Genomic DNA, 12226 nt, shown 5'->3' with positions numbered 1-12226 from the left:
CGGGGTGTAGCACAGTTGGCAGCGCGCCACGTTCGGGACGTGGAGGTCGGAAGTTCGAGTCTTCTCACCCCGACATTTTTTCGACAAATGGGTTTAGCTCAACGAGTTAAGCCCATTTTGCCGAAATAACCGGGACAAAAACGGGACACGCCGTTTTTTTGCCGCATAGTATTCACCGACATTTTCGAGCCTGAAAATGTCAAAAAAAATGTGCTCGGAAAATTCTTCCACGTCTAAAAAATCAGGCAACAACCCTAACCTAACCAACCAAAGCGGCGTTCAAGCTGCTCGTCAATTCGACTTTCCCAGATACAGAGAAAACGCCGCTGGAGGCTACATTGAGTTCTACGCATACGACCCTGAAAAGGGGAAAATGCGAAGGAAACGAATTAAACTGAATCGGATTAAAGGCATAACCAATCGCAGAACCTATGCTCGGCGAGTGATTAAACGTCTAACGGAACAGCTTAACAATGGCTGGAATCCGTGGATAGCTAAAGACACTGGAGATCTAATAGTATTTGAGGAGGCCATCAAGCGCTACGAAGCTCATATCGAAAAAATGTTGGCGAGTGGTTATTTTCGTAAGGAGACATATGATGGCTACAAATCGTATGTCAAGATCATGCGTGAATACATATCGAAAAAACGGCCTACTTATTATGTTTATCAGTTTGATCGCAAATTCTGTGTCGATTTTCTCGATTATGTTTTCATCGAGCGCAACAATGGTGCTCAGACGAGGAATAACTACTTGAATTTTCTTCGGGTTTTCTCCGGGTTCCTGGTTGATAAAGGCTATCTAAAGAGTAAACCGACCGATGGAATCTCTCCTATCAGCAAACGGCTCTACAAGAAAGAGCGGGAGTGCATACCACTCGAAGTAGTCGGGCGTATTGCGGACTATTGTCGAGAGAAGGAGCCGGACTTCCTTTTTGCTTGTTATCTTTTATATTATTGTTTTATTCGCCCTGTTGAGATGACACGTCTTAAGGTGTGCCATTTCAACTTGAAAGCCTGCACATTGACAATACCGGGCGAATTGAGTAAAAATAAGACTACACAGACAATAACCCTGCCAAAGAAGGTTATTCAATATGGCATTGAAATTGGCATATTTTCTGCGCCGATAGACGATTTTATCTTTTCTTATCGACTGAAGCCTGGTCGAGAAGAAATAGATCCAAAACATTTCAGAGATCATTGGGATAACGTGCGTCGTGCGTTGAACCTGAAAAAGGAGTGGAAATTCTACTCTTTGAAGGATACAGGAATCACAGAAATGTGCGACAGGAAGGTCGCGCCCAGGCATGTCAAAGACCAGGCTCGGCATTCTTCGCTTGCGATTACGGATATCTATTTACAAAAAAGCGCCAATAAAGCTTCCGGCAACAGAGATATAATAGGATATGATGGCGCACTTTAATCATCAATGAGTGGATAAAATTCGCCTTTAAGTAACTGCGACATGCCGATTTCGGTAAATGTCACAGTTATTTTTTCGCATAGATATCGCTTTCCTCGAATAAAGAAAACAGACCTGACATCAGGAATTGAATCCCCAATCCAGGAAACTTTCAGCTTTTCTCTTGGCGAGACTTTCATACCTGAAAAATATCCCCGATACCGTCTTTTCAATGAAAACCTCTCGTCTACATAAGGACATGGGGGCAGTTTCCCTCCGCCATAAGATGCCGCGCCCTCATTGGCACTGTGCCCATCCCAGTAAGCCAAATATAATTTATCGTAATATTCAGCAGCAGAATCAGGCGCTCCCTTTAACAATGCGCTGTATGCCATTGGTTGACGGATTCCAGCCTCGTCAAGATCTTCCTTTTCATTGAATCCGGAGGGTGCAAGAAATAAGCATAGGCCGTGCGCATTATCAGTTTCATCGACACGCACAGGCACACATGAAAGCTCAATGTCATTGTCTGAGTTCGGATCATTGATAACATCTCCGAAACGGTTAAGATCAACCCATTTATAAAAGTACATATTCGGATACTCCGAAATATTACCATATATAACCTTCCACAGAGCATATTGGTCTGTGGATATGATGTGTATTAGTTGGCCAACATCAGAGCCTCGGACGTGGTCTTTCCCCGTTATGCCAGGGCCTAACAACCCGAATTTGTCGGTTTCCCAAACAAAAAAATCTTCCAAGGTCTGAAATTCCTTATAATATTTACCCTCCTGTTTCAACAGGTCTATCAGCCATTGGCATTGTTCGAGTTTCCATTTTGAGTCTGAGCGCTCACTGTATCGGAGATTTGCAACACCTTTGAATTGGCACAAGTCATCGTCATAAGATATATCCGAAGAAAAAGAATCGACTACATTTTGCAAACATATTTCGTTTTCGCTCCATTCTACATTATCACAGAAAACCATTCCTATTTGTTTTGTCTTGTGGTCTATATTGATTTCACACACAAGAATTTTTTCGAGTTCATCGAAAAATTCCGACACGCTCCAATGAGGGAGAGCACGAGCATATTTAGGAATATCCCACGCGGCGGGCAGAGCATTACACACAAGCAGATTGGCTTCAGGCGAATTTTCCCACTGTGAAAAATCAAATGAGTAGCCTATTGCCCGGCAAATCTGTTTGGCAATGAAAATCAAATATGGTTGGAAAGATAGTTTGCCAGTGTCTTTAGTAAACTGCGACCAGACCAAATTGCCGTCAGCGTCATAGATCATCTCGTTTTGAATCATTCCAGTATCATCATACACCCAAGGCAATGCGACTTGATTTGCGCCATGCTCGAAATCGCTTAGATATGTGGAGGTCGATTGAGGCAAATTCGATGTAGGATAGGAACCAAGAGGTAACTCATTTATGTAGACATCATCAAGTGTAGTAAGAAAATTTTGAACACTACGGCCTTCAAGGAATTGACATTTGACTTCAATCTCGGTAGCTTCTACAACAGTGATTATGCCATTTTTAGAAAATGCGCGGTCAACGATCGAGGCTTCGAGAACGATATGTCGAGAGTCAATATCCATTCGGTCAACATGCCCGAAAATGTCGAGATTTTCGGGGCAGTCGGCCAATGGCAATGTAATCGAAAGGGTATAGTCATCTGCGTCAGAGAAAGAGCGGTTTTCTGATACATAATCGAAAGAGCTACCTTTTTTTAAGACAGCATATTTTCCATCAATGATTAGTTGCATTTTTGCGTGATTTAGGTGATTTGTTTGACATCAGACGATCATATTCACTTTTGGCGGCATTTATTCCATGATCGCCAGTGACAGTGTTAATCGTGACAAATGGCTCGTTTAGACGGTTCGTGAGATTGTTTACCGTATGCGACATCTGCACAGCAGCGGCCACCATGAGCGCAGCACTGCCGTCACCCTCGGCAATTCGGACGAGGGAATTATTAGCTGTGATAGAGCGAGAGACATCATCAGGCCTGAGTGATCCAATTGTGTTTGTGCGCTGAGCGTAATCGAGAGCGTCAATCATCGGGCGGGCAATAGGATTGGCGAGTAGTTTCTGCGAGGCTACCCACTCACCAGCATGAACAATACCGGCGGGTTCGTCAACGGCACCAGGTTTCGTAAAACCACCTTGCGAGTAGCCCTGAGCTTGTGACGCTTGCTGTTGTTTTTTTATAGAGGCAATCTGAATAGCACCAGCCGCGACTGCCATTGCAGCTGCGATCGGAGCAAGGATATAACCGACGACTGGAACAGCTGCCGCAGATCCATAGGCAGAGAGTGCATTTTGAGCAGTCTGAGCGACGGCCTGAATGACTTGCATTGCAAACATTTTACGATTAGCCTCATTCTTGGCCTTGGCAATATCGGCCTCTTTCTTCTTTTCGAGTTTCGCTACCTTATAGGAATTGCCTTGGGCCAATTCGACTTCTCGATCATAACGATTCTCAATCTTGGCCGTCTGAATTTCAAGTTCGGCCTGGATCATCGAAGAAAGTCCGGAGAAAATAGATGACATGCCCGATGTAATTGTAGACAGAGATCCAGTGAGAGCTTTTCCTCCATCGCTGTTCAACCACTCCACAGATGACGCAACGGCGCGTTCCATTGCGTTTCGAGTGTTCTCTTCAGACTCCAATCCATATTGACGCCTGAGGGCGTTCTGCGCCTGTAAAAAAGCCTCCTCTATTCGCAGGCGCTCTGTGGCATTATCGCCAGCGGCAGCAAGCTCACGAGCATAAACCACCTGCAGAGCGGCGAAATCCTTGTCATACTTAGCCTGACGTTCTTCTGGGTTATCGCCGAAATACTTTGCCTTCATTGAGGAATATGTCCGCTCAAGGTCTTCCATTCGTTTGAGATGTCGTTCCCTGGCAGAGATTTGCTTTTCTTGGAATTTTCGATCAGCAGCAAGCCATTCGTCGCTCCCCTTCTCATAAAGATTGCGAATATTCTGAAGGTGTTGCAACTCCGCGAGTTCAAGCACCTCGGCATAATATTCGGCCTCATGCTGACGTTCTGCGGCAGACAGACCTTCCTGATTCAAACGAGCCTCGTGATTATCACGGAGGCGGTCGAGCAAATCCTGATAATAGCTGTCTTCCTCGGCAAGCAGCAGTTTATTCCCGGCAACAGTTTCTTTATTGACGGCCTCCCAATAGTCGGCACGAATTCTCAATTCCTCGTCACCAGTAACATCAGTGCGGTCAAGCAACATCTGATAATAATCCGCTGCGATTGTCGCCATGCGAGCTGTATGTTCAGCAAAAGTAGATTCTCCTTTTGCGTAAGCGATACGCGCTTCGGCCTCCTGACGTTCCCGCCAAGCATTTTCCTCGGCGAACCGGTCTTTATCTGAATTAGGCGGTGTAGGAGGATCTCCATGTGGTTTGTTTTTGGTCTCTTCTACAACATCATTTGCAACTGATGTGCCAAGCAATTCTCGCTCTTTACGCAATTGAGCGAGTTCTTCGGTTGCGTCTTTCCGCACCTGATCAATATATCGACGAGTAATTATGTATTCAGGGTGGTCGGGAGAATTTATATACATTTCCTTTCCATCTTCACCCATCGGGTAATACATTCGCTCCCTCTCCGGGATTGTAACATCTTTGAGAGCTGCTGATACTTTACGGTCTCGTTCGCGTTCAACTTTGAGGATATCGCGCTCCGTTTCTGCAAGCAGGTCCTTTCGAGCTTCGGCCTGAGCGCTTCGAATAATATTTTTTCGTAAACGTTCATAGGCGTCTGCGGCATCACCGGCAAGAATAGACTCTTGTGTAAGGTTCTTGAAATATTCTGGATACTGTTCTTGCAATTTGGCAACAGCATTGAGCCTTTGCCCCATAGCAAGGCTCTGGTCCTGCGTTGCTTGATACAGAGCCTCCAGAGTCTTCAACTCAACAGCACAATTAGCCTCGGCCTCCTTTTCGGCAGCAGCGATTTTCTTTTGAGCGCGGGCAAGCCTATCAGCTTCGGTAGTAGCCTTAGCTGATTTGGCGGCAAAAGCAATTATAAGCCCGACAGCGGCGGTAATGGCCGCGATCAGCAGACCGAGAGGGTGAGCCTTTATGGATCGCGCAAAAGCGTTCCATATAAGGTGGGCCTTTCGGACGTTTCCGGAGAACAGAGCAACAGCGGCAGCTCCAAGTTTCACGGCAGCGCTCCATAGGGACATAGCAGTTTTGCCCGCAATACATAAGGCCGTCCAAACTTTCTGTTTGATGATTGCAAGGTTTACTACTACTAAATATGCGGTTATTGCGGACGCTAAAGCAATAATTGCTCCCTTGTGTTCATATATAAAACGGATAAGAACGAGGAGCACCCTCATTAACGCAGAACCCGTCGTGAGGAAATGTTTCATTAGCGGGTATAAACGCTCACCGAGTTCGATCTTTAACTCGTTTGCCCGATTTTTACACTTATCGAGAGAAGCCTGCACCGTTTCATTCTGCACGGCAAATTCTTTGTCGATAGACGTACCCTCGGCAAAAGCGACATTTGCGGCCTCTTGTTGGGCCTTAACTTGGTCTATGTGAGTCGCAAGGGTCGAAAGGGCGGCAATGGCACGAGAGCCATTCTCTCCCATATCTTTAAACATAGGCGAAAGTACGTCCATGCCTCCGGCTTGATGGAGAGTTTCGAGAAAAAGTAGGACTGCAGAGTTAGCGTCCTCACGCATGAGCCGAGAAAAACTTTCTACCTCAAGCCCTGCCACTTTAGCATATTTGGCAGGGTCTTGGTAGAGACGCACTATAACTTGAGAGAGAGCAGTCGCCGAGGCCTCGACTTTTTGTGCATTGCTATCAAGAACAGCTCCGAAGCCCATAATATGCTGAATGGTCATGTTGGCTTGAGCGCCTACACCACCCATACGCTCGGCAAAATTAGACAAATATGGCGCGGAGGCAGAACAGTTCTGCGACAGCTCATTTATAACAGAACCGACTTTCAGCAAAGCCTGTTCCGTTCCATATCGTTCCTCGTCGCCAAAGATTCCCGTGAGCTTGGAGAGTGTGAGGGTTGCTCCCGGACCAAGGTCATCAAGAGCGACATTGATTTTATCAGCAGCTCGAACAAATCCGAGCATATCTTCCTCAGAAGATTTGCCGAGGCGTCCAGCTTCTTGTGCGAGCATGTTGAGTTGTTCACGAGAAGAACGAGTGTCAATAGTCTTGAACTGCTCATTGAGGGACGCAACTTGCTCTTCGGTCATACCCGTAAACTTTCGCACATTGGCCATCTCTTGCTCCATCGAAGCATAAGCGTCAACGTAATCGCGCAACGTTCCTACGACTTCATCAAAGCCTAATCCAAGGGCGAGAATGGTTGCTCCGCTGTCATTTACCCAACTTTTGAGTCTATCCCACCAAGACTCCTGCACTTTCAATTCTTCACGCACCTCGGCAAGCCGAGCTTTTAGCTCTTTAATTTGCTTGACATGAGATTCCCATACATCAGAGCCTGGGGGCATGTCTTTCAGTTGCTTATTGAGAGTTCGGAGAGCCTTTTCAAGTTCTCGCGGAGTGGCTGTATCGAGGTTGCCAAGAGCCTTTTTGACGCCCTCAGTAGCCGATTTCATTTCTTCAAGCTGTTTTTGGTATGTTTTAAGCTGCTTGCGAGCCTTCTCGATATCCTTAGGGTCAGCCATATTTGCTTTCAGAGAGGAGATTCGAGCCTCTGTCTGCTTAATTTTGGCCTCAAGGTCAGACATCATCTGTTTTGCTTGGGAGCCGTTCACGTTTAGAGTGACGGTTGCCGTGTCTTTTATACCGCTCATGTTTTTGGAGAGATTTGTTTTGTGCAAATCTCGGCGTAAAACGTGTGGCGTTAAAAGACAGGAAAACAGCCTAATCAGAGAGCCTGTAAATGGCTATGGATTAGAACTGTTTTCCATGCGTTTTCCTTTAAAAATTCATTGATTTTTGCGATTTTCCAGTGGTTGAAAATGCAAAATGGCGAATTTCAGGTAATTAAAGGGGTAAAAAGGGGAATTTTTCCCTTTTTACCGTCGGAAGACCCCCCGCCCGCCCTACGGAGCAAAGACGCCTCCTCCCTTTTTGCGTTCTCGGAATATGCAGGGTGCGGTAGTGCGCCGCCTCATTGGGGCTGGAAAACCTCGGCAGAAATGGACGGCGCACGGTAATAAGGCCAATGTGTGAGCGAAGCTCTTGCTTTGGCATACTTCTTTGCCCTCATGGGCGCCAGATGGCTCGGTGAGGCAGTGAAGAAGCGCGTAAAGTAACACGGCAGATCATAGGAATGGAAAGAGGGAGTGAGTAGCCGGGGCATTATAGCGTGTCCGCAGGGCCGCCTCGCCGTCAGCTTTACTAATAGGGGCGACCAAGCCTGAGGGAAGGAGCGTGTGTCGATGGGCTTGCCCTCGGCACTGGCTCCTGGCCGCAGGCCGCCCCGGAGAGTTGAGCAGACAGCGAATGCGAGCGTTATGCGCCGTGACATTGGACGCAGGGAAATGTCAATACTCTCTACCGAAAGGAATGTATATGTGTCTGACGTGTGAAGTGGAGTGCTGACTCTGCGCCTCACCGAGGGGGGAGGGGTGGGTGAAAGGGTGGCGTCAGTGTTATGGCGGCATAGGGTAAGGTGAGCCGAGGGATAGCGGGTTGTTGTGCGGTGGAGTGAGAGGGAGCAGCCATGCGTAAAGCGACGGGAATAGTTTGTTGATTGAAAGGAACGGAATGATATACAGCGAACCGACCATCGGGAGGTCGCCGTGTATCATATAGTGGATAGAAAGCGACAATCTATGTAGGAGCGGGCACGGCTATCGACCGAGGGCACAGCCCCCACTCGTCCGTACAATAGTCCGCCCTCGGCCACTAATCCCGACAGTGCCATAACGTGCGCCGACCGTTGCCGCAGGGAATAGGGCTGAATGGCGCTTGGGGTGATGGTGGAAAGAATGGAGGGCATTGCCGGGCGTCGCCCTCATTCCTCTTAATCAAGCGACCATTTAGGCCGTATGAACTTGGCGGCGTATCGGTGGCTTTTGAGTTTCTTGCGTATAACGTGAATCTTGTCGTATTCCCGGCGTATGACGCATTTTCTAAATTCCTCTTCAAAGTATATGTATTTGCCCCATGTCGGGAGAATGTATTGCAAGCAGATCTTTCTCCGAACGTTGTAAGAGTTGTAATGACACATAAGGCCGAGATAGGAATTTATAGAAGCCCTGAGTTTTTCAAGGAGTGCAACGCGCTCTTTGTGTGTGACGCCCTGTTTGTTGAAGGCGATCATTGCCGAGATGAAATGCCCTCTGGTGCGGTTCGCGATATATACGCGACCGCGTGAGGGCTGACGTGGCGTAATATGTTTAGGGGCAAGAGTTCCCGTCAGGAACTTACAGAACTTAGCAGGCACAACGTGTCCTTTATTGAGGCCTCGCATGAGCCATTTTTTTAAAGACTTTGTGTAATGTAGCTGAGAAGGTTTATTGCACGGTGGCTTTATGACCGCTCCAACCATTTTTGTGCCTTTGGTGTAGTGCTGGAGATATATTTTATCAGGGTGTAGAGTGATATGCAGCTCATCGGCCAAGAATCTCCTAAACTCATCTATGACACACTTGCCTTGTTCACGTGTACGGACTAAACATCGCCAGTCATCAACGAAAATAATGAATCCGGCCAGTTTCATTTTATACACTGCGTAAGTGGTTGCTATGGCTCCAACGAAATTCATCCAGTTCTGAGACGGGAGATTGCCGATAGGCATTCCGTCTTGATAAAACAGGCTCTTACGATGTGGGAGTTTATCCCACATAGATTCTGGAGAATGACGAAAATAATTATCCTGACAACGGTGGAACATCGTGGAGTGCATTACATAGAGCAATACCTGAAGGTCGGGCTTATCATAGGACCAAACTATAAGTTCTTCAAGCAAAGGCCATATCAGAGGTTTATCCGCAGACATGAAGAAATTCGCGAAATCACCACCGACAATAATGCAATCGTCTCGTGTGTACCCTTCTGTGAAATCGTATATGGCCTTGTTGAATGTCTCAACAGCCAGCAGGGAACCATAACCTTTGCGGCAATTCATAGAACGATCTCCAGCGTCAATACAATATTGCTCGATGATTGGCTGATAACGTAAGTGTTCCCAATGGTGGACGACTCGGTCACGAAAAGCTCCGGCCCATACTTCACGAAGGACCGGGTGAGTAACCATAAAGACCATTGAAGCCTTTGGCTTATAACGCCCCTCTCGTATTTCCTTCCACAATTCAACAAGATCGCGAGCGGCGTGCCAACGGAATTTAGTGCATGAATTGCTGGAGCGTTTGTTGCGCTCACAGTCAATCCATGCCTCTATAATGCTTGAAAATGGTATGTCATAGACTCCCTGGGGTGTCGCCGACGACGGCTGAACCTGAGAAACAGCACGCGCTCGATACGCAGCTGTCTTATTGTTGTTGTTGATATTACCGTTATTCATATTAACGTTCCATTCGTTGGAAGAAACGTTGTGGCCACTGAAAACTTTACCACCGGGGAGATGGTGGGCCACCCGATATCCCTGAGGAGTTGCTCGCTCGCAATCAAGATGTCGCCGCACGTCCGGGAGAGAAACGGAATGTTACCCGGCGCCCTGGGTTTCCCCTTGCCCTTATTGCGACTCCGGCTTTCGAGCGGCAGACCGGCGCCATGCTCCCGCCTGGTTTTCCACATCGGCAGTAAGCAAAAAAACATCGGCAAGGATAGAATCCTTTTTGAACTGTCGCTCGTCTCGACATACCATTATAAGAGTTTTTAAAATGTCAAATTCAATAAGGAACTTATCAAGGTGTTCCTCACGCGCCCCTTTACGGCGGTCCTCATTGGCATAGTGTATTAGAGTAACACAGCCAAGAGCAGTGTCAATCATTCGGTCGCCAACGACGTATTTATATGCTTTGTCGAACTGGTTGCGAGCTTGCATAAGCAAACGCAACAGGTTATACATTGAACGGTAGATATTCAAATCCTCAGTCAGAGCCATAAGGTAGCGTTTGAAATAATCGAATGAATTGTTGACCAGCCACAAAGGTACGAAAAAACCGCGAGAGCCGAAAATCAAAAAAATTTTCGACCGCTTCGCGGTATAGGGAACACTTACCGTGTTCTACCCCTCCTATCGTCGGGGATTCCACACGGCAAGTGGAAAAGTATATAAGGGTTTATATCGCCGACGACGGCTGAACCTGAGAAACAGCACGCGCTCGATACGCAGCTGTCTTATTGTAGTTGTAGATATTACCGTTATTCATATTAACGTACCATTCGTAGGAAGAATTGCTTTCAGTTGAAGAAACATACCAAGCGCCGGTATCTATGGCCGGCATACCGTACAGAGCGAGTGCAGCGTTGATTTCAAGAATATACTTGTAGAACAACCAAAGTTGTCCTATTGCGGGAAGATTCCATATTGTAGGGTCATCAACTCCACCATCAGCGAGAGAACAACATCGGTATTCTCGCGCCCGACGAGCTGCGGGATAGTCTATCCCGTTGGCTTCAATAGCAGCGATAATGAGGTCTGTATTTGCTTTTCCGTCGATGTCTTCAAGCAGTGTGGATATTCCATAGAAATTAGTGAGTCCGCGAACATCGTTGTTAGTGTTAACAGCCCACTGAAGAGTATTCGAACCAGTGTCAGACGTGAGGTTGTCCTTGGCAATGATGAATTCCTGACGATCTGCTCTGATCACAACACCCATCTGAATATAAGAGGACCGAGTCTGTGCAGACTGCCCCATCCATTCATCATAGGTCCAGTAACGGTGTTGCTTTGTTGACTTAGAGAATGTCGCCAGACGGATATCGAGCAGACCACCGGCCCACTGCATATATTTGGCGATGTCAGAGAGAGGCGTATCCTGGTTTACCTGAGAAAATCCGACCTCATTGAGAGCCTTGACGAGGTCGGCTCGATTCTGTTTCATAAGCTGAGCTTCCTCGATGGTTGTGTTAATATCTGCCATGATAGTATGGATTAGTTGAGAGAGATGGGACGTACATTATAAGAGTTGGTTTTGGAATCGGCAGAAGCAGACCCTGATTCAAATTGGAGACGATAAGCTGAGCTGTTATCCCAGCTGCAACAAGACCAATAGGCTTTGGCGAGGAATTTAAAATCAGCCGACCAGACGGCAGTTATAATTTCCTCAATTTCGACGCGGAAACGGAACATGATGACGAGATGGGCGAGAGTTGGCAAACACCACTCGGAGTCATCTTCAAGACCGTCGCGCTCTAATGTAAAAACCTTGTAAGCAAGAGCGGCTTCAGCTGCAGGAGCACCGACAATACCGTTATAAGACTGGCCTTCAAGAACGGTTGCAATATTCCTGGTTTCTTCAAAGGCATTAAAGAACTTATATAAATCCTTCTTCGCCGAGAAAGAATGGGCGTCCTGGACGGCACCCTGTCTACCCCAGGTTTTATTTGTGATGTTATCAGGAGCAATAACGAAAGACTGCCCCCAGGCACGAACACGGACGCCGCGAAGGAGAAATAAATCTTGCTCGGTGGACGTCAGCGATTGCCATTCAGCAAGAGTGAAGAAGAACTTGCGATTGTCACGTTTGCGGTTTGCCGCCAGTGTGACATCAAGGAGACCGGCAGCCCACCTGACAAGATCGGGAAACTGAGAGGCCCTTGCGCCCTCGGTCAGATTAAAACCGAGGGTGTTCAGGGCTTCCACTTGCGCTCTTTTGTTCATGCGAAGGAGCGTGACGCTTTGTTCGTTAGAAGCCATTAGA

At 47.2% G+C, this 12226-nt stretch carries 7 protein-coding genes and 1 tRNA gene; 2 read left to right on the top strand and 6 right to left on the bottom strand.

The genetic code is table 11. From position 1 onward, the window contains the following. Together K2H17_RS06215 and K2H17_RS06210 are read left to right on the top strand one after the other, a co-directional pair. Positions 1 to 73: transfer RNA gene (locus tag K2H17_RS06215), tRNA-Pro, on the top strand. 123 nt (positions 74 to 196) lie between these two features. Continuing rightward, positions 197 to 1426: a site-specific integrase gene (locus K2H17_RS06210; protein ID WP_300132686.1), complete on the top strand. Its 1230-nt coding sequence runs from the start codon at positions 197 to 199 to the stop codon at positions 1424 to 1426. Here K2H17_RS06210 and K2H17_RS06205 read toward each other — a convergent pair. From K2H17_RS06205 to K2H17_RS06180, 6 genes are all read right to left on the bottom strand, one after another. Further along, positions 1423 to 3186 (bottom strand): hypothetical protein, encoded by a 1764-nt coding sequence (locus tag K2H17_RS06205; RefSeq protein ID WP_300132683.1) that lies wholly within the window; start codon positions 3184 to 3186, stop codon positions 1423 to 1425. The genes K2H17_RS06210 and K2H17_RS06205 overlap by 4 nt on opposite strands. Beyond that, positions 3170 to 7240: a phage tail tape measure protein gene (locus K2H17_RS06200; protein ID WP_300132680.1), complete on the bottom strand. Its 4071-nt coding sequence runs from the start codon at positions 7238 to 7240 to the stop codon at positions 3170 to 3172. The genes K2H17_RS06205 and K2H17_RS06200 overlap by 17 nt, the downstream gene beginning before the upstream one ends. A gap of 1178 nt (positions 7241 to 8418) precedes the next feature. Continuing rightward, positions 8419 to 9921, bottom strand: a complete 1503-nt coding sequence (locus K2H17_RS06195) for a hypothetical protein (RefSeq protein WP_300132678.1) — start codon at positions 9919 to 9921, stop codon at positions 8419 to 8421. A gap of 171 nt (positions 9922 to 10092) precedes the next feature. After that, positions 10093 to 10464 (bottom strand): four helix bundle protein, encoded by a 372-nt coding sequence (locus K2H17_RS06190; RefSeq protein ID WP_300132676.1) that lies wholly within the window; start codon positions 10462 to 10464, stop codon positions 10093 to 10095. Positions 10465 to 10642: 178 nt separating this feature from the next. Then, positions 10643 to 11446 carry a DUF1566 domain-containing protein gene (locus tag K2H17_RS06185; protein WP_300132674.1) on the bottom strand — a complete coding sequence of 268 codons (804 nt, stop codon included), beginning with the start codon at positions 11444 to 11446 and terminating at the stop codon, positions 10643 to 10645. Between the two features lie 11 nt (positions 11447 to 11457). Then, positions 11458 to 12222 (bottom strand): Vir protein, encoded by a 765-nt coding sequence (locus K2H17_RS06180; protein WP_300132672.1) that lies wholly within the window; start codon positions 12220 to 12222, stop codon positions 11458 to 11460. Positions 12223 to 12226 lie beyond the last annotated feature (4 nt).

The sequence above is a fragment of the Duncaniella sp. genome, from assembly GCF_029054785.1.
GTDB lineage: Bacteria > Bacteroidota > Bacteroidia > Bacteroidales > Muribaculaceae > Duncaniella.
Note: the sequence above shows the minus strand (reverse complement) of the source record. Positions and strands in the feature narration are given on the sequence as shown.

What these genes read in the sequence shown, in the direction of transcription:
- K2H17_RS06210 (WP_300132686.1), top strand. Translation starts at nt 197, where the DNA reads ATGTCAAAAAAAATGTGCTCGGAAAATTCTTCCACGTCTAAAAAATCA.
- K2H17_RS06185 (WP_300132674.1), bottom strand. Translation starts at nt 11,446, where the DNA reads ATGGCAGATATTAACACAACCATCGAGGAAGCTCAGCTTATGAAACAG.
- K2H17_RS06195 (WP_300132678.1), bottom strand. Translation starts at nt 9,921, where the DNA reads ATGAATAACGGTAATATCAACAACAACAATAAGACAGCTGCGTATCGA.
- K2H17_RS06180 (WP_300132672.1), bottom strand. Translation starts at nt 12,222, where the DNA reads ATGGCTTCTAACGAACAAAGCGTCACGCTCCTTCGCATGAACAAAAGA.
- K2H17_RS06205 (WP_300132683.1), bottom strand. Translation starts at nt 3,186, where the DNA reads ATGCAACTAATCATTGATGGAAAATATGCTGTCTTAAAAAAAGGTAGC.
- K2H17_RS06200 (WP_300132680.1), bottom strand. Translation starts at nt 7,240, where the DNA reads ATGAGCGGTATAAAAGACACGGCAACCGTCACTCTAAACGTGAACGGC.
- K2H17_RS06190 (WP_300132676.1), bottom strand. Translation starts at nt 10,464, where the DNA reads ATGGCTCTGACTGAGGATTTGAATATCTACCGTTCAATGTATAACCTG.